This is a genomic window from Geobacillus sp. TFV-3, from assembly GCF_009901865.1.
Lineage (GTDB): Bacteria > Bacillota > Bacilli > Bacillales > Anoxybacillaceae > Geobacillus > Geobacillus thermoleovorans_A.
This window is the reverse complement of sequence record NZ_MPSP01000001.1, coordinates 1,780,057-1,806,045: the sequence shown is the minus strand read 5'-3', so window position 1 is coordinate 1,806,045 and position 25,989 is coordinate 1,780,057. Positions and strand designations below refer to the sequence as shown.

Here is a 25,989-nt window from a genome sequence, read left to right as displayed (position 1 = left end):
GGAACTTAATAAAAGTAATTAACAAAAAATATAGAATAGGTTAAAAATTGGCATAAAATTTGCATCTTCGTTTTCGATGAACAAAAATGCCTTGACCAAAGGGGGAGTTGTGCGTGACAGAGAACAACTGGATGCCTCTCTTTCACAAAATGCCCGATTTGCTTGCGCCAACGATGGCGAAAGACCATCCGAATCTGCCGGTTGTCAAGGAAGAGGGATGCTACTATTACGGATTGGATGGAAGAAAATATCTTGATTTTACTTCTGGTATCGCCGTGGCGAATACGGGTCATCGTCATCCAAAAGTCGTGCATGCCATCAAAGAGGCTGCAGACCGCCTGATGCATGGGCCGAGCGGCGTCATCATGTATGAATCAATTCTGCGCTTGGCCGAAGAGCTGACGAAAATTTTGCCGGGAGGGCTTGACTGCTTCTTTTTTGCCAACAGTGGAACAGAAGCGATCGAAGGTGCGATCAAATTAGCGAAACACGTGACGCGACGGCCATACGTCATTTCATTTACCGGATGTTTTCATGGGCGTTCGTTAGGGGCGCTTAGTGTCAGCACATCGAAAAGCAAATATCGGAAATACTTGCAGCCAAACGGGTTGACGTATCAACTTCCATATGCCAATCCAAAGGATTGTCCGGTAGGAGAGGATCCCGATGCGTATTTCGCCGATAAGCTCGAACGTGATGTAGCGTCTTTGTTTGCCCATCAAGTGACTCCCGAAGAAGTGGCATGCATGATTGTAGAGCCGGTGTTGGGAGAAGGAGGATATATCGTTCCTCCGAAAGGGTGGCTTCGCAAAATGAGGGAAATTTGCGACCACCATGGAATATTGCTCATTTTCGATGAGGTGCAGACAGGCTTTGGCCGCACAGGTGAATGGTTTGCCGCTCAAACGTTTGGCGTCACGCCGGATATTATGGCAATTGCCAAGGGCATCGCTTCCGGTCTCCCATTAAGTGCAACAGTGGCTTCGAAAGAATTAATGAAACAGTGGCCGCTCGGCAGCCATGGGACAACCTTTGGCGGCAACCCCATCGCATGTGAGGCGGCGCTGGCGACTTTAGAAGTATTTAGGGAAGAAAAATTGTTGGAAAATTGCAGGGAAGTTGGGGAATACGCGCGAAAAAAACTGGAGGTTTTAAAAAGGAAGCATTCCGTCATTGGAGACGTGCGTTCGATCGGACTCATGATCGGCATTGAGATCGTCCATCCGCATACTGGCGAACCGAATGGGGAGGGAGTGATGAATATTTTGAATCGTTGTCTGCAAAAAGGTGTCCTTTTCTATCTATGCGGCAATCAAGGAGAAGTGATTCGCATGATCCCGCCGCTGATCGTGACAAAAGAACAGATTGACGAAGGATTAAGCATGCTGGACGAAGCGTTGACCGAATATGAAGCGGAAATCGGTGTGCATTCATTCGTTTCTGGAAAATGAAAAAGGGGGGCGCATGTCGATTGCGGCTTGGAGATTTGACATGTTCGGGGATCAACGTTGTGCCTCACTGAAAGAATGAAGGGCTTTCTGCTGTCTTCCTGATGAAAGCGTCTTGAAAGCAAAACGTTTTTCGAAAAATGGCAGCGATTTCTGATAATAAGAGGATGGAGGAATGGTTATGAACGCACTGGATACTGGGGTTCTCCTATGTTATTTTCTCGTATTGATCGTCGCAGGGATTTTGGGGGCGAAGCGGGCGAAAACCGCCGAAGATTTTGCGTTGGCAGGCCGAAATCTCGGACTATTTGTCTATCTTGGATGTCTGTCCGCTGTGATTTTGGGCGGTGCTTCAACGATTGGAACGGCGAAGTTAGGATATCAATTTGGAATTTCGGGCATGTGGTTTGTCTTTATGATTGGTCTAGGCATCGCGGTGCTCGGCCTGTTTTTTACGAATCAAATTTACGGCGCCAACGTGACAACGATCAGTGAGCTGCTTGGACGCCGTTACAATCAAGAAACGCGTTTGATCAGTGCGTTGGTTGCCGCGATTTATACGCTGATGGTTTCGGTGACACAAGTCATCGGGATGGGAACGATTATTCATGCCGTTTTAGGTTGGAGCATGACAGTTTCGATGTTAGTCGGCGGGGGAATCGTGTTGTTTTACACGATTCTCGGGGGAATGTGGAGCGTTACGATGACAGACATTATTCAGTTTATCGTGATGACAGTCGGCATTTTCTTCGTGATGTTGCCGATGAGTTTGTCCCATGTCGGTGGATGGGAGTCGCTTTTGGAACGACTGCCGGCGTCGCATTTTGATCTGACGTCCATGGGATGGGCGAATATTTTCCAATATTTCTTGCTCTATACATTAGGAATGGTTGTATCACAAGATATTTGGCAGCGGGTGTTTACTGCGAGAACAACGAAAATTGCCCGAAGCGGCGCAGTGTACGCCGGCTTGTACAGTGTTGCCTATGCATTGGCGTTAAGCGTCATTGGCATGTGCGGGGTCATTGTTTTCCCGAATATTAACGATCCGCAAAACGTATTTGCCAGCATGTCATTAGAGATTCTGCCGCACGGCTTGTTGGGGCTCATTTTGGCAAGCGTATGTTCCGCCCTGATGTCAACGGCTTCCGGAACATTGCTTGCCTCGTCCACTCTGTTATCGTATGATATTTTGAAGCAATATTGGCTAAAAAATATCAGCGATCAAAAGTTTGTTCTTTTGTCCAGAATGATGACGTTAGCGATCGGCGCCGTCGCCATTACCTTTGCCGTTTGGATTCAGGACGTGCTGGTGGCGCTCGATGTCGCCTATGCGATTCTGTCAGGGGCCATTTTCGTGCCAGTGGTTCTCGGTTTCTTCTGGAAGCGGGCAACAGAGAAAGCGGGCTTCTATTCGATTGTGATCAGTTCATTGGTCGTTCTTATTGGTTTGGCGGTGGAAGGATTGAGCTCGACGAACCCGATTATGTATGGGATTGGGGCTAGTATCATTTCTATCGTTGTGTTTTCCTACTTGTTCCCATCTTCGAACTTGAAAAGCGGCAATGAGGCATTAGAGGATCGACAAAACGCTCTTTGAACGAACCCTTATCTCCCTTAATTGTTTTGGAAATGAAAAGAGGATTCCTCCAGGCAAATGGCGAACTACACTATTGACATGGCTAAAGGCTGGGCTTCATACCACGAAATATTCGTTTAGGAAGGGATGGGAAGAATGACGGAAAGAAAGAAACTATACATCAACGGCGAATGGCGGGAAGCCAAGTCTTATACCGAACTGAAATCGCCGTATTCGCGCGAGACGATCGCTGAAATCCCGGTGGCGACGGAACAAGAAGTCGATGAAGCGATCGCCGCGGCGTATGCGGCGCGGCAAACGATGGCCGCTATGCCGGCCTACGAGCGGGCGGCTATTTTAGAACGGGTCGTCGAGCAGCTGAAAGCGCGGCAGGAAGAAGCGGCAAAATTGATCGCGCTTGAAGCGGCCAAGCCGATCACAACGGCGAGCGGGGAAGTGGCGCGCACGATCCAAACGTACAAATTCGCCGCCGAAGAAGCAAAGCGCATCCATGGGGAAACGCTGCCGCTTGACGCGGCGCCGGGAGGGGAAAATCGCATCGCCCTGACGGTCCGCGAGCCGATCGGCGTCATCGGGGCGATCACACCGTTTAACTTTCCGATGAACCTAGTTGCCCATAAACTCGGCCCGGCCATCGCCTCAGGCAACACGGTTGTGTTGAAACCAGCGAGCCAAACGCCGCTGTCGGCCTACTTTATCGCTGAATTGTTCGAGAGAGCGGGTTTGCCGAAAGGGGCGCTTAACGTCGTGACTGGGAGCGGCCGCACGGTCGGCGATAAAATCGTCACCGACCCGCGCATCAGCATGATCACTTTCACCGGCAGCCCGGAAGTCGGCATCGCGATCCGCAACAAAGCGGGCTTAAAGCGGGTGACGCTCGAGCTTGGCTCAAACTCAGCCGTGATCGTCGACGAGCAGGTCGATATTGACCGGATCATCCCGCGCTGCGTATTTGGCGCTTTCACGTTCCAAGGGCAAGTGTGCATTTCGCTCCAGCGCATCTACGTGCATGAGAATCGTTATGACGAATTCGTTGAAAAATTTGTCACGGCGGCCAAACAATTGAAGACGGGTGACCCGCTCGATCCGAATACCGATGTGTCGGCCTTAATTACGCCAAACGATGTCGACCGGGCGCTTTCGTGGATTGAAGAGGCGAAACAAGGCGGCGCGAACGTCGTCCTCGGCGGCGAGCGGGACGGCAATATCTTGCTTCCGACGGTCATTGTCGATGCCGAACCGACGATGAAAGTGTCGTGCCAAGAAGTGTTCGCTCCGATCGTCTTGATCAACCGCGTCCGTTCTATTGAGGAGGCGATTGCGCTTGTCAACGATTCGCGCTACGGCTTGCAGGCAGGCATCTACACCGACAACGTCCATACCGCGTGGAAAGCGGCGAAACAACTGCACGTCGGCGGGGTGCTGATTAACGACATCCCGACGTTCCGCGTCGACCATATGCCGTACGGCGGCGTGAAAGAAAGCGGGTTCGGCCGTGAGGGAATCCGCTATGCCATTGAGGAAATGACCGAGCTGAAGTTGATTATTTTTAACGAGAATTAAGCGGGATGAGAAGCGATTGGAGTAAAGTTTGTTCCTAAAATTCTATAGGGAGAACGGTTGCGCAGCCTTGGAGAGAGTCGCACTCCAAGGCTGCATGTTTAAGCCTGTTTTTCTAAAATATATCCCCAACGGTTCGAAACGAGAACAGATAGATGGTACTCATGCTCGAGCTGTTTGCTGAACCATGCTTTTTTAACGAGAAGCAGGCTTCGATTCGTATGTAAGAAGGTTTTCAGTCCTCCATGCCGAGGTTTAAGGTCATTCGCAAGCTCAGCTGTTAAGACAGCATTTTGTGGCCATTGATCTCTCTTATGCAATGGATGGTACATGAACAGTTCGTATCCATGAACAGGCATTTGGGCGGTCTGCTGAAGCAATGCCAGTTCGAAATTTGGCTTGGGATGATGGATATAATGTTGAATATTCGTTTCATAAAACGATACGACGAACAACAGACCGGCAAGCAGCAACCCGCGTGCTCCCCACGTTCCTTTTCTCCATAATTGACTTGCGCAAATTCCAATCAACATGCAAAGCGGTGGATAGACAGGGAGGATGTACCATCTGATTTTCGTCTTCGCTATGGTAAACATGAGAAGCGGGACGCAAATCCAAAGCAAAATTCCGATTACATCTTCTTTCCATCGATGGTCTGTTCTTTCAAACGTTAAAAGACGAACGCCTTGCATGTAACTGATGACCATGATGCCGACCAAGAGCGCTAGCCACCAAAAGAAGAAATGAACAAGAATGATGCCGTAATAGGCTTCATCACCGATATGACCCTCAATGGGCCGAGTGGAGCGCAGCAACAAGTCATATTCGATCATTTGTTTAAAAAAGTGGAATCCATCATAGTGATAGCGGGCAAAGGCCCAAACGAGCACAGGAACCGCGAAACTGACGACTGTCCTCCACCATGCGCGCCAGTGAAATGACTCCCATTGTCGGGTGATTAGGAAATATAAGACCATGATCAACAGAATGTTCCCCGCATGCCAACTTTTCGTTAAAAACGCGAGTGAACAGGCAAGGCCCGCTGCATATAACCACCGCGTCTGCCGTCTCGCGGCGAGCAAAGAAAGGATGGATACAGTAAAGAAAAATACAAAAAGCGAATCCGCATCTCCTGTGCGAGCGCAATGGTTGAGCAAATATTGAGTGCTAGTAGACAAGGCAAGCAATGAGACGATCGCGGCCATGCTTCCAAACCGTTTTTTCACAAATAGCGCAATGGCAACGGCCGTGAGGATAGCGCCAATGCCAGACATCAGCCGCAAACCAAGCGCGTTCAGCCCGACCAGCTTGTAGCCAATCATGATCGCCCAGTAGCTGACAGGAGGCTTTAAATTCCAGTAATCAGGATGCCCAAGGTATGTGTTGACGATCAAGTTTCCATGCCTCAGCATTTCGTATGCATTGACGCCATGGCGCGCTTCGTCCCAGCTTGAGATCGGGAATGTTCCTAGATGATAAAAGACGTTGTAGACCATCATTGAGAAGATCAACGCCGCTGCTGCGTAAAACGAGAGGTTTCGTACACTTGAATTTCTCATGCGATCCACTCCTTTATCGGCACGCTGTGCTTTGAAAAAGCAACACCGACATAGAAGCTATTACAAGTAGGTGAAGATGTCAAGCATGGATGAGTTGGAGAACATGATATTTTTGCCGCCAACAAGGAAAACACGATCTTCATGGCGAATGAAAAGAAATGAATCATCATTCAGAGGAGGAGAGCCATGGAAACGCTCGTATTAACGTTTGAGCAAAACAAGGCGATATTGGAACTGAACCGTCCGCAGGCGTTAAATGCCATGGATGTGCAAATGCTTGAGGAACTCGTCGACGCGCTGCGGCAGATCAAGGAAAGCGACGCTTCCGTTGTCGTCATTCGCGGCAGAGGAAGAGGATTTTCGGCTGGAGGCGACATTAAGACGATGCTCGCTGTCGATGATCCAAGCCAGTTTCAGACGGTGATGAATACGATTCGGGAGATGATCATGCTCCTGTATACGATGCCGAAAATCACCGTTTCGCTCATCCATGGCCCGGCGGCCGGCCTTGGATTCAGCTTTGCCTTGGCGAGCGATTACCTCGTCGCCACGAAAGAAGCGCGCCTGGCCATGAATTTCATCGGCATTGGACTCATCCCTGACGGCGGAGGGCATTTCCTTTTGGCGCAGCGGGTCGGCACGGCAAAAGCCAAACAGATCATCTGGGAAGGAAAACAGATGAGCGCCGACGAAGCGCAACAGCTTGGGCTCGTTGATTTCGTTGTCGAGAACGAGGAGCAGGCCGAACAATTCATCGCTTCCTTGCAGGAAAAGCCGATCCAAGCCATGATCGCCACGAAAATGCTGTATGTCGAACAAACAAAAGAGGAGCTGCTTCGCGTGCTCGAACTCGAAACAGACGCCCAACAACGCATGCGGCAAACCGAAGACCACCGCGAAGGCGTCCGCGCCTTTTTAGAAAAACGGAAGCCGGTGTTTGGGGGGAGGTAGGGAAATGCAATGATCAACTCCTGCCCAATTACGCTCAAGCGTACTTGGCAGGAGTTGTTTTTAGTTTTCAATAGAAAAGTCCCATGGGCAACGTTTTGCCCTCCACCCGGGGATGAAAATGACCGATTAAGACGCGTGCATTTTCACTGAAAAAGTTGTGTTGAATCATCTTGTCAGTTAGATTTTATTTTAAACGGTGCAGTCGAACTTCTAACAATAAGCCTTGATAGATAAACATTTCTAGAAGAAGGGAATCAAGATGAAAGTTACATACGAAAAGTGGTCCGAACTTAACGGAAAGGACGTTCTCTTATTCACCTTGATAAACGATCGCGGAATGGAACTCTCAGCGACGAACTATGGATGCATTGTGACGAAACTGCTCGTTCCCGACCGGACGGGCAACATCGAAAATGTTGTGCTCGGGTTTGGCCGATTTGAGCCGTATTTGACTAACGCTCCTTATTTTGGCGCGGTGATCGGCCGGGTGGCGGGGCGCATTCAAGGGGCGCGTTTTGAGCTTGAGGGCGTCACGTACCGGTTGGCGAAAAATGAGAACAACAACCATTTGCACGGCGGGCCGAACGGATTCCATCGTGTGCTTTGGCAGGCCGAGCCCGTTCGCCGCGACGATGCGGTCGGGGTCGTTTTTTCGTATACAAGCCCGGACGGGGAGGAAGGGTATCCGGGGACGCTTGAGGTGCAAGTGGCGTATTGGCTGAACAATGACAACGAATGGATCGTTACGTACCGGGCTCGTTCGGACAAAACGACTTTGCTCAATTTGACGAACCATACGTATTTTAACCTAAGCGGAAACGGCAAGCGTGATATTTTGGATCACACGTTGGCCATCCAAAGCTCGCGTGTGCTCGAGTTGAATGAAGAGTTGATTCCGACTGGCCGCGTCTTGGATGTCACTGGCACACCGTTTGACTTGCGGCAAGGAAAGGCGATGCGGGAGGCGGTTGAATCCAGGCATCCGCAAATCGAACTCGTCGGTGGCGGTTATGATCATCCGTTTTGGCTCGACCGGCATCATGACAAAGAGATGGTCCTTTCCGACCCAGAGAGCGGACGGGTGCTGACGGTGGAGACGGATGAAGTCGGGGTCGTCGTGTACACGTCGAACCAGTTGCCGGAAGGGTTGGATTTAGGCGGCGTGCCGTCACGGAAATATCTCGGCATTTGCTTAGAAACGCAAGGGCTTCCGGATGCCATTCACCATCCGCAGTTTCCCGCTTGGATATTGCCAAGAGGGAAAGAGCGATTGTCGGTGACAAGATATCGGTTTGATATTGACTGATGTTTATCCACATACAAAAGAGCTGGCGAAAAGGTTAAAGGCGTTTCGACCGTGACGACAAACTCCCTAAACCAGTGGATGGTTTGGGGAGTTTTTTGTTTGATCAGGCAGCCAGGCAGGATGACCCACCACGTTTGTCGAAAGGAGAATTTGAAAGGTGGAGATGAAACATGGACATTCGAAAAGAATTCGAACATCTTCAATATTTCTTCGACTCGTATTACAACCAGACATTTTACAACGCTGAATTAGAAGAACAGTTTTTGCAATTTCTAGCGAATGAGCCGGAGTGGATGGTTCGTGCCTTGAAGTTGGAAGTAGAGAAGCTGGAACGCATCTACCATCGCCATGATACCGAGACATGGGCAAAAATAGAAGAACTCGTTCATGAAAACAGCATGCGCTATTTTTCGTTTGAAGACCGCAAAAAGTTTATCAAAGTGGCCAGCCGTTTGTTAAAGGATATTGAGTAAAGAGACAAATGCATGAACAAACAGCCCGTTTGTTGGACGTCAGGGGACAGCGATTGGACATGGCTCGTATTATTCGCTTTATGTTTCGATCTATTGATTGAATAACGGATAACACCTGTTCTTAGCATTGTATGTGAGATGTTGAAAACGCACTGCGCTGGCCGGATAGCTGTCGTTCATGGAGCGTGCAAAAGGCATAGTCGGACGTAAAGATTGGTTCGCTAAGGGAGCAGGAAATCCCCGTATGAAGCGCGAAAGAATAGGAGAATGGCAAAACGGTTTTAGCCGAAAGAAGGGAGATACGCATGTTCTCTACACTTCCCATCCCAATCATTCAGGCGCCGATGGCGGGAGGGGTGTCGACGCCTGAACTGGCAGCGGCGGTGTTGAACGCCGGGGGGCTCGGGTTTTTGGCTGGTGGGTACACGACGGCGGAGGCAATGAGGAAGGAAATTCACGAGCTGCGGACGTTGACGGACCGTCCGTTTGGGGTGAACGTGTTTGTGCCGGGAGAAACAACGGTGGACGAAAAGGCGCTCGAACGCTATCGCGCCGTGCTGGCGGCCGAGGCGGAGCGGCTTGGGGCAACGGTCGGCGAGCCGAAATGGGATGACGATGATTGGGAAGCGAAGCTCCACGTGCTTCTCGAGGAGCGGGTGCCGGTCGTCAGCTTTACGTTCGGCTGCCCAGACAAAGAGGTGATCGCTGCCTTGCAAAAAGTTGGATCGTTTGTGATCGTGACGGTCACATCGGTTGAGGAAGCCGATATTGCCACCGAAGCCGGGGCGAATGCGCTTTGCGTGCAAGGGGCGGAAGCGGGCGGGCATCGCGCATCGTTTGGCAATGATCCGGAAATAGATGAAGCCATGGAGCTGCTTCCACTGTTGACCGAGGTACGCGCGTCCGTTCGGATCCCGCTTGTGGCCGCAGGTGGGATCATGGACGGGCGGGGCATCGCGGAGGCGCTCAAAGCCGGGGCGAGCGCGGTGCAGCTCGGGACGGCGTTTTTGCGCTGCCCGGAAAGCGGGGCGCATCCGCTCCATAAACAGGCGCTTGCCGATCCGCGGTTTACGGAGACGGCCGTGACGAGGGCGTTTACCGGCCGGCCGGCGCGCGGGCTTGCGAACCGGTTTATGGCGGAGTATAGCGCGCTGGCGCCAGCCGCGTATCCGCATGTGCACCATATGACGAAGCCGCTGCGCGCCGCAGACGCCAAGGCGGGCGATCCGGAGGGAATGTCGCTTTGGGCTGGGAAAGGATACCGGATGGCGCGGGAACTTCCGGCAGCGGAGCTTGTCGAGGAGCTGAAGCGGGAGCTGGAGGAAGCTTGGCAATCGTCTGCATGGTAGCTTGTATGGCTTTGGCGTACCTAGAGGAGACTCTTGACGCCGCGCTTATGAGTGCAAAAAACGTTGAATGAGGGGGGAGAGAAACACGATGACCGCATCCCGCATCGTCTTTCCGCCGCTCAGCTATGTCGGCTGGGGGGCGCTTGAGCATTTGGTTCCGGAAGTGAAGCGGTTTGGAGCAAAACATATTTTAGTCATCACAGATCCGGTGCTCGAGAAAATCGGCTTAGTCGACCAAGTGACATCTCCGCTCCGGCAAGAAGGGTACAGCGTGCATGTGTATACGGATGTCGTGCCTGAGCCGCCGCTTGAGGCGGGGGAGAAGGTGGTGGCGTTTGTCCGCGACGGAGAGTTTGATCTCGTCATCGGCGTCGGCGGCGGCAGCGCGATGGATTTGGCCAAACTGGCCGCTGTTTTGGCCGTGCATGAAGGTTCGGTTGCCGATTATTTGAACTTGACGGGAACGAGAACGCTCGAGAAAAGAGGGCTGCCGAAAATTTTAATTCCGACAACATCGGGTACTGGCTCGGAAGTGACGAACATCTCCGTCTTGTCCTTAGAAACGACGAAAGACGTCGTGACGCATGACTATTTGTTGGCCGATGTGGCGATCGTCGACCCGCAACTCACTGTTTCTGTTCCGCCGCGGGTGACGGCGGCGACGGGGATTGATGCGCTTACCCATGCGGTGGAGGCGTACGTTTCGGTGAACGCGAGCCCGACATCGGACGGATTGGCGTTGCAGGCCATGCGTCTCATCTTCCGATCGCTCCGAAAGGCGGTGGAGAACGGGACAGACAAACAGGCGCGCATCGATATGGCGAACGGCAGCTATTTGGCCGGTTTGGCGTTTTTCAACGCCGGGGTGGCAGGCGTGCATGCGCTCGCATATCCGCTCGGCGGACAGTTCCATATCGCCCATGGCGAATCGAATGCCGTGCTCTTACCGTATGTGATGGGTTACATCCGCCAAAGCTGCACGAAACGAATGGCGGATATGTTAAACGCCCTCGGCGGCAACTCCACCTTTTTGTCGGAAGAAGAGGCGTCGCACCGCTGCGTCGAGGAACTCGAGCGCATCGTCGCCGACGTCGGCATTCCGAAGACGCTCGGCGGTTTTGGCATCCCGGAAAGCGCGCTAGAAAGCCTGACGAAAGATGCCACCAAGCAAAAACGGCTGCTCGCCCGCAGCCCGATGCCGCTTTTGGAAGCCGACATCCGCGCGATTTATCAAGCAGCGTTTGCCGGGACGATCGTGGAACCGAACAAAGGGTGAGAAGAAAAAACAGGGGCTGCTTCAGGCTCCTGTTTTTTCTTTGTTGTTGGAAATAGGGGCCACTTCCGATGTCGGACACCGCGTTCATCCTCTTTTCCGCTCCAAGCGCAACGTTTCCCTCGTTTTCTTGATGGTGAAGCAGGAATTTCCACACGTTGGAGCGAACCAATATACATAAGTCGCCTAAATTCGACAAGATGGGAACGACGATGAGTCGGAATATTCGATAGCTGTTGAGGAGGAGAATTCATGTTTACTACCGTCATTACGCCGCGCGTGTCGGAGACGGACGGCGTCGGCCATATTAACAATACGACCGTGCCCGTTTGGTTTGAAGCGGGGCGGCATGAAATTTTTAAACTATTTACGCCTGACTTGTCATTCAAACGTTGGCGAATGGTGATCATCCGCATGGAAGTCGATTATGTCAACCAAATGTATTATGGGCAAGATGTGACAGTGTATACCGGCATTGAACGCATCGGCAACACAAGCCTTACGATTTATGAAGAAATTCATCAAAACGGTGTGGTCTGCGCGAAAGGGCGGGCGGTGTATGTCAATTTCAACTTTGACACCGGGCGGCCCGAGCCGATTCCGGATGACATTCGGGCGAAATTGCGCGAACATCTATGGCAGCCAGGTGAGTAGACGAAAGGGGGTGAATGTGTGAAGGAGTATCATCTGTGGGAGCAAGTGAAAACGAAGCTTGCGCAAAAGCTGTCTGGTCCGTCATTTGACACTTGGTTTGCTTCGACGTCCGCGACGGTGGATGAGGATTGGCTCATCATCGAATGCATGAACGAGATTCAATGTGAATGGCTGCAAACAAGATATGGCGAACTCATCAGTGAAACCGTACGCGAAGTGTTTGGCCGCGATATGCGCATCTTCGTCTCTGTCCACGGCGAACGGCAGCGAATCGAAAAGCGGCTCGAACAGCGGCACGGCGCTCCGATGACCTTCCGTCAATACATCACGCGTCTTGAGCGGCAGATGGAGGAGCTGGAGCGGCGCATTGACCACTACGCGCGCATCATCGATGAACTGTTGGAATCCCGTCCGATTCACTGATGATCCCCTAATGAGCAACCTCCAATAAGAAGCGGCCTCTGCACCATCAGCCGGGAGGCCGCTTTTTTGTGCATCTTTTTATGTTTTATGTTATAAAATGTTACGCAATTTGATGGAACACCAGCTTGATCCGATCGCTTCGAAGCTGTTGCAGCGGGAGCTGGAGAAACAAGGGATGAACTTTTTACTTCGCAAAGAGACGGCCGAATTGTTCAGCAACGGCCGTGTGGAAGGAGTGCGATGTAAGGACGGTACGTCCATTGCCGCCGACTTGGTGGTGATGGCGGTCGGCATTCGTCCGAATGTTGATTTAGCGCCGAGAAGCTGCATTGAGGTGAATCGAGGAATCTGGAAACGAGTGTGCCGCACATTTACGCGGTCGGTGAATGCGCGGAACATCGCGGTGTTGTTTATGGACTCGTCGCTCCGCTTTATGAACAAGGGAAAGTGCTGGCTGAAGCCATTTGCGGTCGGAAAGGAAAGCCGTACGAAGGATCGGTCGTCTCGACTCAACTGAAAGTGTCAGGCGTCGATGTGTTCTCAGCCGGCGAGTTTATGGACAGCGAGGGAACGGAATCGATCAAGTTGTACGACGAAGCGCGCTCGGTGTACAAGAAAGTCGTCGTTCGCGAAGGGAAAATCGTTGGTGCAGTGCTGTTTGGCGATACGAGCGAAGGAAGAAAACTATTTGATATGATCCAGCGCGGCGATTCGCTTGAGGCGCTTTCTCTTTCGGTATTAGCGCCGGCTTCATCGAGAGGAAAAGGAAGCCTTGTGGCGGCGATGGCGGATACCGATGTGGTGTGCGGCTGCAACGGGGTGACAAAAGGCGCGATTTGCCAAGTGATTGCCAAACACGGGCTTAAGACAGTCGCCGAGGTGCGCGACTGTACGAACGCATCCCGTTTGTGCGGCGGGTGCTCGCTCATTATTTGAGCGGAACGCAGACGCGGCGCAGTCCGGCGCTCTCGGCGCGGTAGCCGGAAGCGGTGATGGACATTCATCCCAACACGGCCAGACGCTACCGCATCGGACCGGGGATGCTTGTCCGCATTGAAACGCGGCGCGGTGCGGCGGTCGTCCGCAGCCGTTACAACGACCAAATTCGCGAGGATACGATTTTTGTCTCGTTTCATTGGAGCGGCTTACAGCAAATTAACAACGTCACGTCCGATGAGCTCGATCCTCATTGCCGGATGCCGGAGTTTAAGCGGTGCGCAGCTCGGGTGCGGACGGTTGTCGATTTAGGGAGAAATTAACCACCAATGGATTCCGCGGGGAAGGTGCACAGATGCAAAAAAACTTCCCGGCAATACGGTGGGAAGCAGGTTGAGAAATCGCTTTCATTTCCATTCTATCATATAATGAGCTTCCATGCCAAGGGGGAGTCGGGGGAAGATGGTGAAGAAATCGTTTTGGCGGGTAGGGCATGCGCCGACGCTATTGTCGTCGTTTTTGTACTTTGATATTAGCTTTATGATTTGGAACTTGCTTGGTGCGCTCGGGGTGTTTGTCGCTGAACAGTTTGCGCTCACACCGGCGGAAAAAGGGCTGATGGTCGCCATTCCAGTGTTGGGCGGGGCGCTGCTTCGCATTCCGATGGGGTTGTTGGCGGACCTCTGGGGCGGGAAGCGGGCCGGATTGTTCGGCATGGCGGAGACGGCTATGCCGCTTGTGTGGGGATGGCAGTTCGCTGATCATATGTCGGATGTATATGGGCTCGGGTTTTTGCTTGGCGTAGGTGGAACCAGCTTTGCCGTTGCCTTGCCGCTTGCAAGCCGCTGGTATCCGAAAGAATACCAAGGGCTGGCCATGGGGATCGCCGGGGCGGGCAACAGCGGAACGGTGCTGGCGACATTGTTTGGCCCGCGGCTGGCGGAAGCGTATGGATGGAACGCGTTGTTCGGATTGGCGCTCGTGCCGCTTGTTGTCGTCTTCCTTTTGTTCGCTTGGCTGGCGCGTGAATGTCCGACAGCGTCGAAGCCCGTACCCATGCGCGAATACGGAACCGTCCTTTGCCGCAAAGAATCATGGCTGTTTTGTTTCTTTTACAGTTTGTCATTCGGCGGTTTTGTTGGATTGACGGGTTACCTCGGCATTTTCTTATTTGATGAATACGGCGTCAGCAAAGTCACGGCCGGCGATTTCGTCACCGCCGTCGTGTTCGCAGGCAGTTTCATCCGGCCGATTGGCGGCTACATCGCCGACCGGATCGGGGGAATGCGGCTTCTTTCTCTGTTGTTTGCCGCTGGGACTTTGTTGCTGGCTTGCATCGGCACATTGCCGTCTCTTTTCGTCCTGTTCGGATTGATGGTTGCTCTTTTCCTTTGTTTTGGCGCGGCGAACGGCGCGTTGTTCCAAGTTGTTCCGACGTGGTTTCCGAAAGAAGTCGGCTTGTTGACGGGCATTATTGGCGCCGCTGGCGGACTGGGAGGATTTTTGCTGCCGAACGTGCTCGGGGTGATGAAGCAATGGAGCGGTTCTTCGGCGTATGGATTTTGGATGCTTGCTTTCGTTTTCATGATCGCGGTGATGGTTGCTCGTCGCCTTCAAGGGACGACGGTTGCGGTCGAACCTTTCTCTCAAAAAGCAGCAGAATGAATGGTGCGCCCAAAAAGATGTGGGAAACTTTCAAAAGAAATCTCTTGATGGAACGAAAAAAAGCTGGTGGAAAACAGTCCTTTCTTTAAGTTGACAATGAGGGGGCGATTTTGCGGCGTTTCTTAAGTTTTTCCATTCTTGGCGCTGATTTCGGAAGGCTCTCTCCTCTGTAAGGAAAAGACAGAGCCTTCTTAATCATCTTCCTTCGGAAAGCCTCCAACGGGTTTTAGACGGAGAGGAGGATCGATATAATAGGGAGAAGGAGGCGGGTGTCCAACCTTGAAAAGAAATGGAGGAAGGAATCGTGTCAAACGATCATGCGCTGCGTTTAGACCATCAGCTTTGTTTTGCTATTTATGCTTGTTCTCGTGAATTGACGAAGTTATATCGTCCTTTTCTTGAAGAAATAGGGATTACATACCCGCAATATCTCGTTTTGCTCGTGTTGTGGGAACAAGGGGAGACGACGATGAAAGAGCTTGGAAAACGATTGTATTTGGATTCTGGTACACTGACGCCAATGTTGAAAAGAATGGAGGAGAATGGTCTCGTTCAACGGTTGAGATCGCAAGAAGACGAACGGGTTGTGCGCGTTGTTTTAACAGAACAGGGCGAGAAAATCAAACAAAAGGCACAATGCATACCAGAAGAAATTGTCAAAAGAGTAGGGCTTTCCAATAAAGAGTGGAGCGAATTGTTGGTGCTGCTGCGGTCGTTGCTTGTGCGGCTGAATGATGAACAACATTCTTCTTGGTCAAATTAAATCTTGTGTTTTTGTATTATATTTTTTAAAATTAAATTGTGTACAATTTAATTCGAGAGAGGAGAAATGGAATATGCAACCACTATATCAGACGTCAGTGAAAGCGCAAGGTGGGAGGAATGGGAAAGTTGTGTCTAACGACGGGGTGCTTTCGTTAGACGTCAAAATGCCGAAAGAACTTGGAGGGCCAGGGGGCGCCACGAATCCTGAACAGTTGTTTGCCGCTGGGTATGCCGCTTGTTTTGACAGCGCATTGAATTTAGTCATCCGTCAAAGAAAGGTGAAGGTGGAAGGAACGGAAGTGACGGCTCAAGTGATTCTTGGAAAAGATGAGGCCGATGGCGGCTTTCAGTTGGCCGTTGTTCTTCGGATTCGCGTTTTGGGGGTCGATCGCCAGACGGCTGAAGAGCTTGTGCATGCAGCCCATCAAGTGTGCCCGTATTCCAAAGCCGTTCGTGGAAATATTGATGTAACGCTTTCTGTTGAAGAATGATGATGAGAGAAGGTGCCCGTGAAGAAATTCAGGGCACTTTCTCATTTGCGATCGTTTTACAATCGATTTTGCAAAAAACGAAGCAGTTCATCTGCTTGATTGCCGATGAGTGCGATCAGTTGCTCAAACATCGCGTCGCGTTCAAGATCGAGTTCAATGATGCGTTTGGCCAGTTCGAGCGCTTGTTTGTCCATGGCGGCGTCCTCCTTCGATCGTGTGGGCGGGGTGGAATCGTTCGTATTCGCGGCGCAGTTCAGCCATTGTCCACTCTTCGAGCCGCTCGCGGTCAGCGACTAAGCCGAACCGTACGAGCTGTTCGATATAAAATTGCTTTTTCTTCCGTACGGCGCTTCTCATCCATGTCCCCATTCGATTCCCTCCCTGCTTTTACCTTTACCATACCATCTTTTTCTTCAGTGTACAGCAAATGTGTTAAGCTCATTTACAGGAAATTTAAAAAATATGTTAATTTTATTAACAAAATATAACGAGACATCTTCGTTTTTTATATAATTACGTTAGGAAATATAACATAAAGAGGTGAGGGGAATGGCAGCTCATCCGCAAGAAGATCACTACAAATACAAAAAAGTCATTTCGATCGGGGTCGTCAGCGAGCTGACCGGGCTGTCGCAGCGACAAATTCGTTATTACGAGGAACGGAAGCTTGTGTTCCCTGACCGTTCCAAAGGAATTCGCAAATATTCGTTCGCTGATGTGGAGCAGTTGATGAAAATCGCCAATCAACGCGAAGAAGGGGTATCAACGTGGGAAATCCGCCAAGAGATGACGAAAGAGCTGCGCGAGCGGATGTTGAAAGGGCAAATGAATGCGCATTTTCGGATGCGTTCCTAGTGATACGGATAGATTCGAATTTTGGTCGTATCACCTGCTTGGAAGCAAAGCATGCGGAAAACCGCTTGGCCGTGTGCCAACAGGATGTAAACACAGCCGCGTTTGTCTCATAAAAGAGCATAGTTGTTTGGCGCGCAAAGAGATTCATGCGCGCTTTTTTGATACAGCCTGGAGCAGGGAGAGAAATGGAGATGGACTTCAGTACGCGCGTCTCCCGGTTGGTTATGCAGCGATCTTTTCCTCCTTTTTTCTCCATTTATAATGCCTCTCGGTCGATTCCATAATGTAAATGGATAGAACGAACAGGGGAAGGATGCCGCCAATGAGAAGCAAAGCGACGCAGTGGCTGTTGTCTGTATGGGGACTGATGGATCCGCTCTATTATGCATGTTCCCGCCTCGAATATGCTGGTGGGAAAGAGAACGGCTGCCGTTCCATTTTCCGCGTCCGTTTGCTTCAATACAAGGGTGAAACCATCCACCTTTCGGACGGAACGACGATTGCGGCCAATGACCGGCTGTTGAAAATTCACCTTCATAATGTTCGTCTGCTTCGCGAACTGATGCAGTATCGAAGCGATATTCAAAAAGGACGTTATATTTTCGAACAAGTGAAAGCCGGTTTGCCGCATGTCGCTCATCATCTTTACCATCACGAACAGTCCTCCCGCATAAAAGGGATCATCGGCGTGACTATGCTAAACAAAGGTTGTGAGAGACTCGGATTTGATGCCATTGATATTGCGAATTCATTTTACCGTTGGTTTAAAATGGCATCGCATTGGCCGATGATGACAGTGGCCCAACACCGTCTAGTGCCGCTTGTCCGCCCGCCGAAATATTTGTTGATGTCAAAGGAAAAATTGTTTTCGTTGTACGGCTGCCATCTCATCCACTAACTCCCTCTTTCTTCTCTCCTCCATTTCACTATAATGGGTATCGAGGGAGGAGAGAAGACGATGACATTCTTTTTTGTCATTCTTGCATTCGTGTCATTGCTTGCTTTAGCCATTCGCCAAGCCCATCGCAATACGTACGAAGCGGTTTTGCATAAAGTCCAAGTTGGCCGTTCAGAGGATGGAGACGGAGCCATTCGGATTTTGCAGCTGTCTGACTTGCATCTCGAAAAACTGTCGATCACCCCGGACGATTTATACGAAAAGCTGAAAGGGGAAGCGATCGATTTGATCGCGTTAACCGGCGACTTTTTGGACCGTGAGGAAAGCATCGCCAAACTCGGCCCGTATTTGACGGCGTTGAAACAGTTGAATCCGACATATGGCATGTACGCCGTGTTTGGCAACCACGATTACGTGCTGCAAGGCGAACCGTTTGCGCGCTTGAAAGCGACGCTTGAGGAGCACGGCTGCGTCGTCTTGCAAAACGAGACGAAAACGATCACCGTCAACGGCCAAACGGTCAATATCATCGGCATCGATGACTTTTACACAGGGCGCAGCGACATCGAAAAGGCGTATGCGGGCGTCAAAGGCGGCATCAACCTTGTGTTGACGCACGACCCGGACATCGTGCCGCATATGAAAGACTATCATTTTGACTACTTGTTGTCCGGCCATTTCCACGGCGGGCAAATCCATTGGCCAAAGCCGTACCATTTGGCGAAAATGAGCAAAACGCTCACCGAGCGGAACATGATCAAAGGCTATCATGAGTGGGATGGAAAACCGTTTTATATTAACGAAGGGCTTGGGCAAACCGGGGTGAACATTCGGATCGGCTCGAAGCCCGAAGTGACGCTCCATTTGTTGGCGCTGCCTTCGGTAACGCGAAGCAGGACGGTCAAAGCTGTCTAATCGGCAGCTTTTTATTTTTTTGTGGGAAAGCGGTTTCGTAGACGCGTGCCATCATGCGCCGCGCTTTTTTTGCGGACTCATCTCCCGGTTTGTTAGGGAAGAGCCATGGCCGATTGCATAGACAAGAGAAACAATCGCCATACTTTTTAAGGAAAGGAGTGAATGGTCAATGGACCCATCGTGGAAAGCTCTCTTGCCGTTTTTAGTCGTCATTCCGATTTCGATTTGGACGAGGCAAGTCATCCCCGGGTTGTTTGTCGGGCTGTTGGTCGGCAGTTATCTTATGACGCCGTCCTTGCTCGGCGGACTGCGGACGATGCTTCATTACGTCGTCGACAACTTGATGCAGACGAACAACATTCGGATCGTCATTTTCTTGTATGTGTTCGCCGGTCTTGTCAGCATGATCAAATATACCGGCGGAATTAAAGGATTCGTCCATCTCGTCAGCAAAAAAGTCAAATCGGCCAAAACCGCCATGATGCTGACGTGGATTTCGACGATGGTCACGTTCAGCGACCCTGATTTTCGCATCGTCACCGTCGCGCCGATCATGAAGGCGCTGCGCAAACGGCTTGGGCTGTCGTCCCAGCAAATCGGCTTTGCCATTGAGGTAACATCGAACCCCGTTGTCGCGCTCATTCCGATCGCCACCGCGTTTGTCGGCTACATGGTGTCGGTCATCGACAAGGCGCTCGATACGGCGGGCATCGGCGCGGAGCCGTACATCGTGTACGTCCGAAGCATTCCGTTCAACTTTTTCTCGTATGCGATTATTGCGGTCGGACTCTACTACAGTTTTTTTGTCTACTCTCGCAAAAAACAAGCGGCGGCAAGCGAAGCGCGGGAAGAGGCGCCGATTCGGAGCTGGAACGAGCGGTTGGCGATCGAAATGGCAGAGGAACAGCGGCCGGCTGACAACGAACCCAATAAAGCGCAAGGGGAAGAAGGGGATGCGATGCAGACATGTCCGCGCGCTTACCAAAAAGAAACGCCCATCAAGCCATGGAATTTAATCATCCCGCTTTCGATCGTGCTCGTCTTGACGTTGTTTTTAAGCTGGTGGGACGGCCACTGGGGGGCAAGGACGTTTTGGGAGGCGTTTTTGCAAAGCGATGCGCTCGGGGCGATGTTGGAGGCGCTGTTGTTTACCGTCATCATTACGGTGGCGTTCTTCCTTTGGCAACGATTTAAATTGAACGATTTGTTGACGCATTTTGTCAAAGGAGGCAATGAGCTCATTTCCGTCATTTTAATGCTGGCGCTCATTTGGGCGTTGTCGGCTGTGGCGGAGGATTTAGGGTTTTCGCAATACATTACGGGCCACGTCAAAGAATGGATTCCACCGTTTTTTGTCGCTCCAATTTTGTTTTTGCTCGGCGCCGTCATCTCCTATTTTATCGGCTCGTCGTGGGGGACATGGGGGATGTTGATGCCGCTTGGCGTGACGCTGGCGAGCCAGGCGGGAACGAACATTTTGCCGGTCATCGGCGCCGTGTTTGCGAGCGGGACGTTCGGAGCGTTCGCCTCGCCGCTCAGCGACAATACGGTCACGCTTTGCACCATTTTGGATTTGCCGGTGATGGAATACGCGCGCACGAAGTTGATCCCATCGTTGATCGCCGCCGGCATCGCCGCCATTTTGTTCGGCGCGACATCGTTTCTTTTGCATTGACGCTGTTGTCGCCCTCTTCCGCCTTCCGTGATACACTAAAAGAAAAAAGAAAGAGGGGAGCGCCGATGGGGGAGGCGGAACGGCGGCTTGAGGAGCTCGGCCAATGGCGGGAGGAAGATCCGAAAGAACGGCTCGAGCAGCTGAATGAGCGGCTTGCTGTGGAGGACGCGTATTACCAGGCCGCAGAAGATGAGAGGGCGCGCGAACGGTATTACCGCCATCTGCCGCTTGAAGGGGATGGATTGATGTTGTTTGTCCGCTATCACGAACTGGTGGCGCGCACCCATAAGCGGCGGCTGCCGTATTTTTTCAGCAAGGACGAATATTTGTACACATGGGTCGACTTGCACCCCGACGGAACGGTGCGGAGCCTGTATTCAGGCGAGCGAAAAGATCCGAAAACGCTGATCGTTCAAGATGTGGAAACGATGAAGCGGCGCTATGAAGAGTTTCGTCAACTATTGAAAAGAACGAAAAATGGATTGGGTGATGTGCACGAGCGGGTGAAAACGATCGAGCAGCAATGGAAATTCAATGCCGAACATGTTGTGCCGCAGTCGTGGTTTGGCGCCCGCGAACCGATGAAAGGCGATTTGCATCACTTATTCGTTTGCCAGCCGGAGTGCAATACGATGCGGTCAAATTTTCCGTACGCAGATTTTCCGTTTTACAATCCGGAAGACCCCAACGAACAAATCCAAAACTGCTGCGGCGTCGTTCATAATGGCTATTTCGAGCCGGAATACGGCAAAGGGACGGCGGCAAGGGCGATGCTGTATTTTTTGCTTCGCTATCCGAAGGCGATCGCGAAGTCGTTTCGGCGCAAAATCGATATTCCGCTCCTTGTCCGTTGGCACGAACAATTTCCGCCGACGGTGTATGAACATCATCGCAACAGCGCGATTTTTTTCATCCAAGGCAACCGCAATCCGTTCATCGATTTCCCTGAACTGGCCGGGCGGATGGTATTTCCGCTTGATGGGATGTCGTGGGGGTGGGGTTGCAGATGAATGACTGCTTTTCGAAAGATGGGACCATGTGGTTTCCATCTTTTATGTAAAAAAAGCGCCAAAAGGGCGTGCGGAAGCGGGGCGATGACTTCGTCCAACCGTCTGTAGGTCGCCCTTTGTGGCGAGGGGAAATGGTAGGGACAACCAACGCCGTCTCCCGAATGCCGTTTCCGGCTTTGGGAGGCGGCGTTTCCATTAGGCGGATATCGTCTGTTCGTCTGCCGTTTGACGGTCCGCCTGCTTGCGGAAATACGTCGCGACGATCGGTCCGGAAATGTTGTGCCAGACGCTGAAAATGGCGCTTGGGACAGCGGCGAGCGGCGAAAAGTGGGCGATCGCCAGCGCTGCGCCGAGGCCGGAATTTTGCATACCGACTTCGATGGAAATGGCCTTTTGTTTTGTCGGCGACATGCGGAACAGTTTGGCAAACCAGTACCCAAGGAGCAGGCCTAACCCGTTATGAACGACAACAATGAGAAAAATGAGAAGGCCGCTTTTGGCAATGGCGGCTTGGTTTTGCCCGACAACCGCTGCGACAATGGCAACGATGGCGACGACAGAAACGAGCGGTAGCACCGGGATGCACGCTTTGACTTGCTTTTGGAACAGTGCCTGTACGATAAGTCCTAAAAGAATGGGAATGAGTACGACTTTGATAATCGACCAAAACAAGGATGCGGCTGATACGGACAGCCATTTTCCGGCTAAAAGCAAGATTAACGAAGGAGTCAAAATCGGCGCTAAAATCGTCGAGACCGAGGTGACAGCGACTGACAGCGCTGTATCTCCTTTCGCCAAATACGTCATGACGTTGGAGGCTGTTCCGCCCGGGCAGCAGCCGACCAAAATAATGCCGAGCGCCACTTCGCGCGAAACAGGCAAGAAATAAGCGAGCAAAAATGCAACAAGCGGCATGATGAGAAATTGGGCGACGACGCCGATCAACACATCAAGCGGGCGCTTGAACACTTCTTTGAAATCGTTCGCCGATAGCGTCAATCCCATGCCGAACATGACGATGCCTAAAAGCGGAACGATATACGGTGCGATCCATGTAAATGCGTCTGGAACAAAAAAGGCGAACGCGCCGAACAAAAGCACCCAGATGGCAAATGTGTTGCCGACAAAGTTGCTGATTCTTCCCAGTGTGTTCATCTGTTTCTCCTCCTTTGTTAGATGGGAAAGATATACAAAAAATTATATACATTTTTTTGAAAAGTTCAACTAATATAACCAGATTGAGAAAAAATCATGCCAACGCATTCTAATTGTGAAAAAAATCACTCCCTTTTTTGTTCGTTGTGCTATGATAAAAGCAGGAGTTGAGAAAAAGAATCATTATTGTCCCGCGTATCGGACGGACAGAAAAATTAGGAGGAACACACGATGGTGCTGACCGACTTGCATAAAGGGGAAACGGCGGTCGTTGTCCGTTTGGCTGTTGAACATGAGGCGTTGAAGCAGCGTCTTCTTCACCTTGGTTTAAAAGAAGGGAAAGAGGTGCGGTTGAAAACAGCGATGCCGTTTGGTGGGCCGGTGATGATCGAAGTCGATGGGCAGGCGATCGGTTTGCGGCGCAAAGAGGCGTCATCGATCGAGGTGAAATAAATGTCCTACATCGCTTTATTTGGCAATCCGAATACCGGAAAAACGTCACTGTTTAACTGTTTGACCGGCTCTTATGAATATGTCGGCAACTGGAGCGGGGTGACGGTCGAGAAAAAAGTCGGGGTGCTCCGTCAGCACGGCGTGCCGGTCGTCGACTTGCCCGGCGTGTATTCGCTCCAGCCACTTTCGCGCGACGAAGGGGTGGCGACCGACTTTTTATTGACTGAACCGTGCTCAGCGATTGTCAATATCGTTGACGCGTCGCAGCTGCGTCGCAATTTGCATTTGACGGTCCAGTTGTTGGAATTTGGTCGTCCCCTTGTCATCGCGTTAAACATGGTTGATGTGGCGGAAAAACGGGGCGTGAAAGTGGACGCCGCCAAGCTGTCGAAGTATCTTGGCGTTCCTGTTATCCCGGTCATCGCCCGAACCGGAAAAGGAACGAACGAATTGGTTCGCGCCGTTTTGGCGGCAAAAGACAAGCCTCACCCGTCTATCATCATCGATTACGGCGTCGAGGTGGAGAACGCCATCAGGCGCATTGCGGAGCAGCTGCCCGATGATGTGCCTGGAAACAAACGATGGGCGGCGTTGCAGTTCCTTGAGGGAAACGAGCGCATGGCTGCGTATTTGCGCGGTCGTTTGGATTTGGCTCCGCTTTTGGCGATCCGCACCGACACTGAACGGACGCTTGGCGGCCCGTTGGCGAAGTTGATTTATGAAAGGCGCGACCGCTGGATCAGTGAGGCGATCGCCATAGCGGCCATCGAGCTCGAAACCAAGCCGCTTACGCTGACGGAAACAATCGACGCCATCGTGACGAATCGCTATGTCGGGCTCCCGATTTTTTTAGTGTTGATGTATATGGTGTTTATGCTCACGTTTAACTGGCTTGGGACGCCGCTTGCCGACCAGCTTGATGCTTTTTTCTCGGGGCCGCTTGCGGACTGGCTGTCGCGCTTGCTCGATGGAGTGGGGGCGTCGCCGTTTATCAAGGCGCTCGTTTTGGACGGGATTGTCGCTGGGGTCGGCGGGGTTCTGGTGTTTGTTCCGCAAATTTTCATTTTGTTCTTTTTCATCTCGCTTCTCGAAGACTCCGGGTACATGGCGCGCGTGGCGATGGTGATGGACCGGGTGATGGAAGCGATCGGGTTAAACGGCAAGGCGTTTATCCCGATGATCATCGGTTTTGGCTGCAACGTTCCCGGGGTGATGGCGGCGCGCACAATCGAGCAGCCGAAAGAACGACTGTTGACGATTTTGCTGTTGCCGTTTATGTCGTGTTCCGCCCGCCTGCCGGTGTACGCCTTGTTTGCCGGGACGTTTTTCGCCCGCGAGCAGGCGCTTGTCGTGTTTTCGCTTTACGTGCTTGGCATCGCGGTGGCGCTCGGGCTCGCCAAGTTGTTCTCATCGACGCTTTTGAAAAACGAAGATTCGCTGTTTGTCATTGAGCTGCCGCCATATCGCGTTCCGCAGGCGCTTACGTTATGGCGCAGCACATGGGATAAAGGGAAAGGATTCATCCGCAAAGCCGGGACGTTTATTTTCGGCGGTTCGGTCGCCATTTGGCTGTTGACGTATATCGGGCCGCATGGGGTTGGCGTTGCCATGGATGACAGTTTTCTCGCTGCCATTGGCGGCTTCCTCGCTCCGCTGCTTGCCCCGCTCGGCTTTGGCGTTTGGCAGGCCGGCGCGGCCTTGATCACCGGCTTTTTAGCGAAAGAAGTCGTCGTGTCAACGATGAATATTATTTACCATGTCCATGAGGCGAACGGGCTGAAGCAGGTGATTGCCTCCCATTTCACGCCGCTGTCAGCGTTCAGCTTTATGGTGTTTGTCTTGCTATATACGCCATGCCTAGCGACGGTGGCGGCGATCCGCAAAGAAACCGGATCGTGGAAATGGACGTGGCTGTCGATCGGCAACGCGCTGACGGTTGCTTATGTCATTTCACTGATCATCTATCAGTTTGGACATATGCTTGGTTATCAATGAAAGGGGAGAGAATCGATGATCGCTAATATCGTGATTGGTGGAGCGATTTTTGTCTACGCTGGCTGGACGCTTGCCCGCCACGTGAAAAAAAGCGCCAAAGGCGCATGTGCGTCGTGCCATGCGGCTGACTATTGCCGAGGCAGCTGCGGGACGGAGAGGTAACCTGTTAAAGACGAACGGATTCCTGACGATGACAGGAATCCGTTTTTCTCATTTTCCGACGGAAGGCTTTCATGTTGTGCAAAAAAATAAGCGGAGGACACAAGGAGCGAGCCGTTTCAACGAATCGACCGTTTAACCGTCATTTCAAAAGAAGTCGCTCATTTCGAAGCGAAGCGTAGGTGGTGGGAGTATGTCGCGGGGATGCTCTTTTTCATAATGCGATGGATACAAATCGCGTTGCTTTTGTCGTTTCCTGTTTAAGAAGAATGACGAAAATGAGAATAATTGAACGAGACTCGACAAAATTTGTTTGCAGTTAGGACGAACGGACTATTTACACGAGATGAAAAAAACGGTAAAAATAGAAGTGAGGACAGCGGTTTAGAAAACATAGAAAATTCTGTTTACGAGGGGACAG

General features: G+C 51.6%; 26 protein-coding genes and 1 pseudogene. 23 read left to right on the top strand and 4 right to left on the bottom strand.

Annotation, left to right across the window (positions count from 1 at the left end; translation table 11 throughout):
- Positions 1–131: 131 nt before the first annotated feature.
- From BJQ97_RS09220 to BJQ97_RS09210, 3 genes are all read left to right on the top strand, one after another.
- On the top strand, positions 132–1,451 hold the full coding sequence (locus BJQ97_RS09220) for an aspartate aminotransferase family protein (protein WP_407066452.1): 1,320 nt from the start codon (positions 132–134) through the stop codon (positions 1,449–1,451).
- A gap of 178 nt (positions 1,452–1,629) precedes the next feature.
- Positions 1,630–3,048, top strand: coding sequence for a sodium:solute symporter family protein (locus tag BJQ97_RS09215; RefSeq protein ID WP_160156349.1), 1,419 nt, complete (start codon positions 1,630–1,632; stop codon positions 3,046–3,048).
- Between the two features lie 135 nt (positions 3,049–3,183).
- Positions 3,184–4,611, top strand: a complete 1,428-nt coding sequence (locus BJQ97_RS09210; RefSeq protein ID WP_160156348.1) for an aldehyde dehydrogenase family protein — start codon at positions 3,184–3,186, stop codon at positions 4,609–4,611.
- 98 nt (positions 4,612–4,709) lie between these two features.
- Here the strand turns inward: BJQ97_RS09210 and BJQ97_RS09205 are convergent, their stop codons facing one another.
- Positions 4,710–6,167, bottom strand: coding sequence for an ArnT family glycosyltransferase (locus tag BJQ97_RS09205; protein ID WP_160156347.1), 1,458 nt, complete (start codon positions 6,165–6,167; stop codon positions 4,710–4,712).
- A gap of 186 nt (positions 6,168–6,353) precedes the next feature.
- On the opposite strand from BJQ97_RS09205, the gene BJQ97_RS09200 reads away from it, so the two are divergent.
- The 12 genes and pseudogenes from BJQ97_RS09200 to BJQ97_RS09145 all read left to right on the top strand — a co-directional run bounded on the left by BJQ97_RS09200 (position 6,354) and on the right by BJQ97_RS09145 (position 16,453).
- On the top strand, positions 6,354–7,118 hold the full coding sequence (locus tag BJQ97_RS09200) for an enoyl-CoA hydratase (protein WP_160156346.1): 765 nt from the start codon (positions 6,354–6,356) through the stop codon (positions 7,116–7,118).
- A 259-nt stretch (positions 7,119–7,377) separates the two neighbouring features.
- Positions 7,378–8,424, top strand: coding sequence for an aldose epimerase family protein (locus tag BJQ97_RS09195; RefSeq protein WP_160156345.1), 1,047 nt, complete (start codon positions 7,378–7,380; stop codon positions 8,422–8,424).
- 170 nt (positions 8,425–8,594) lie between these two features.
- Entirely contained in the window at positions 8,595–8,897 is a 303-nt protein-coding gene (locus BJQ97_RS09190) for a hypothetical protein (RefSeq protein ID WP_160156344.1), read from the top strand.
- Positions 8,898–9,202: 305 nt separating this feature from the next.
- The gene (locus tag BJQ97_RS09185) at positions 9,203–10,246 is read left to right on the top strand and encodes an NAD(P)H-dependent flavin oxidoreductase (RefSeq protein WP_160156343.1); all 1,044 of its coding nucleotides are present in this window, start codon (positions 9,203–9,205) and stop codon (positions 10,244–10,246) included.
- 88 nt (positions 10,247–10,334) lie between these two features.
- Positions 10,335–11,522, top strand: a complete 1,188-nt coding sequence (locus BJQ97_RS09180) for an iron-containing alcohol dehydrogenase (protein WP_160156342.1) — start codon at positions 10,335–10,337, stop codon at positions 11,520–11,522.
- 249 nt (positions 11,523–11,771) lie between these two features.
- Entirely contained in the window at positions 11,772–12,173 is a 402-nt protein-coding gene (locus BJQ97_RS09175) for an acyl-CoA thioesterase (protein WP_066232359.1), read from the top strand.
- 18 nt (positions 12,174–12,191) lie between these two features.
- Positions 12,192–12,596 (top strand): DnaA N-terminal domain-containing protein, encoded by a 405-nt coding sequence (locus BJQ97_RS09170; RefSeq protein WP_160156341.1) that lies wholly within the window; start codon positions 12,192–12,194, stop codon positions 12,594–12,596.
- A gap of 109 nt (positions 12,597–12,705) precedes the next feature.
- A pseudogene (locus BJQ97_RS09165) lies at positions 12,706–13,529 on the top strand (FAD-dependent oxidoreductase); the annotation flags it as partial.
- 59 nt (positions 13,530–13,588) lie between these two features.
- Positions 13,589–13,855 (top strand): molybdopterin dinucleotide binding domain-containing protein, encoded by a 267-nt coding sequence (locus BJQ97_RS09160; protein ID WP_236567192.1) that lies wholly within the window; start codon positions 13,589–13,591, stop codon positions 13,853–13,855.
- Between the two features lie 139 nt (positions 13,856–13,994).
- Positions 13,995–15,197 (top strand): MFS transporter, encoded by a 1,203-nt coding sequence (locus BJQ97_RS09155; RefSeq protein ID WP_160156340.1) that lies wholly within the window; start codon positions 13,995–13,997, stop codon positions 15,195–15,197.
- A 289-nt stretch (positions 15,198–15,486) separates the two neighbouring features.
- Positions 15,487–15,960 carry a MarR family winged helix-turn-helix transcriptional regulator gene (locus BJQ97_RS09150; protein ID WP_160156339.1) on the top strand — a complete coding sequence of 158 codons (474 nt, stop codon included), beginning with the start codon at positions 15,487–15,489 and terminating at the stop codon, positions 15,958–15,960.
- A gap of 73 nt (positions 15,961–16,033) precedes the next feature.
- Positions 16,034–16,453 carry an organic hydroperoxide resistance protein gene (locus tag BJQ97_RS09145; protein ID WP_160156338.1) on the top strand — a complete coding sequence of 140 codons (420 nt, stop codon included), beginning with the start codon at positions 16,034–16,036 and terminating at the stop codon, positions 16,451–16,453.
- Between the two features lie 56 nt (positions 16,454–16,509).
- Here the strand turns inward: BJQ97_RS09145 and BJQ97_RS17400 are convergent, their stop codons facing one another.
- Both BJQ97_RS17400 and BJQ97_RS09140 read right to left on the bottom strand, forming a co-directional pair.
- On the bottom strand, positions 16,510–16,647 hold the full coding sequence (locus BJQ97_RS17400; RefSeq protein ID WP_015374950.1) for a hypothetical protein: 138 nt from the start codon (positions 16,645–16,647) through the stop codon (positions 16,510–16,512).
- Complete coding sequence (locus BJQ97_RS09140; RefSeq protein WP_160156337.1) at positions 16,607–16,822, bottom strand: Fur-regulated basic protein FbpA; 216 nt, start codon at positions 16,820–16,822, stop codon at positions 16,607–16,609. Before BJQ97_RS09140 ends, BJQ97_RS17400 begins: the two co-directional genes overlap by 41 nt.
- Before the next feature lie 180 nt (positions 16,823–17,002).
- On the opposite strand from BJQ97_RS09140, the gene BJQ97_RS09135 reads away from it, so the two are divergent.
- From BJQ97_RS09135 to BJQ97_RS09115, 5 genes are all read left to right on the top strand, one after another.
- Positions 17,003–17,308: a MerR family transcriptional regulator gene (locus BJQ97_RS09135; protein ID WP_160156336.1), complete on the top strand. Its 306-nt coding sequence runs from the start codon at positions 17,003–17,005 to the stop codon at positions 17,306–17,308.
- Positions 17,309–17,630: 322 nt separating this feature from the next.
- Positions 17,631–18,206, top strand: coding sequence for a YkoP family protein (locus tag BJQ97_RS09130; protein WP_160156335.1), 576 nt, complete (start codon positions 17,631–17,633; stop codon positions 18,204–18,206).
- A gap of 60 nt (positions 18,207–18,266) precedes the next feature.
- Positions 18,267–19,121 (top strand): metallophosphoesterase, encoded by an 855-nt coding sequence (locus tag BJQ97_RS09125; protein WP_160156334.1) that lies wholly within the window; start codon positions 18,267–18,269, stop codon positions 19,119–19,121.
- A 169-nt stretch (positions 19,122–19,290) separates the two neighbouring features.
- Entirely contained in the window at positions 19,291–20,796 is a 1,506-nt protein-coding gene (locus tag BJQ97_RS09120) for a Na+/H+ antiporter NhaC family protein (RefSeq protein WP_160156333.1), read from the top strand.
- Positions 20,797–20,861: 65 nt separating this feature from the next.
- A complete protein-coding gene (locus BJQ97_RS09115; protein WP_160156332.1) occupies positions 20,862–21,806 on the top strand; it encodes an endonuclease I family protein in 945 nt (314 codons plus the stop codon).
- 195 nt (positions 21,807–22,001) lie between these two features.
- Here BJQ97_RS09115 and BJQ97_RS09110 read toward each other — a convergent pair whose 3' ends face one another.
- On the bottom strand, positions 22,002–22,961 hold the full coding sequence (locus BJQ97_RS09110) for a bile acid:sodium symporter family protein (protein WP_160156331.1): 960 nt from the start codon (positions 22,959–22,961) through the stop codon (positions 22,002–22,004).
- A 231-nt stretch (positions 22,962–23,192) separates the two neighbouring features.
- Between BJQ97_RS09110 and BJQ97_RS09105 the strand changes: the two genes are divergently transcribed.
- Genes BJQ97_RS09105 through BJQ97_RS09095 form a run of 3 tightly spaced genes read left to right on the top strand, consistent with a single transcriptional unit; the run spans position 23,193 to position 25,571 of the window.
- Positions 23,193–23,414: a FeoA family protein gene (locus tag BJQ97_RS09105; protein WP_160156330.1), complete on the top strand. Its 222-nt coding sequence runs from the start codon at positions 23,193–23,195 to the stop codon at positions 23,412–23,414.
- Positions 23,415–25,409 (top strand): ferrous iron transport protein B, encoded by a 1,995-nt coding sequence (gene feoB / locus BJQ97_RS09100; RefSeq protein WP_160156329.1) that lies wholly within the window; start codon positions 23,415–23,417, stop codon positions 25,407–25,409.
- 15 nt (positions 25,410–25,424) lie between these two features.
- Positions 25,425–25,571 (top strand): FeoB-associated Cys-rich membrane protein, encoded by a 147-nt coding sequence (locus BJQ97_RS09095; protein WP_160156328.1) that lies wholly within the window; start codon positions 25,425–25,427, stop codon positions 25,569–25,571.
- Positions 25,572–25,989 lie beyond the last annotated feature (418 nt).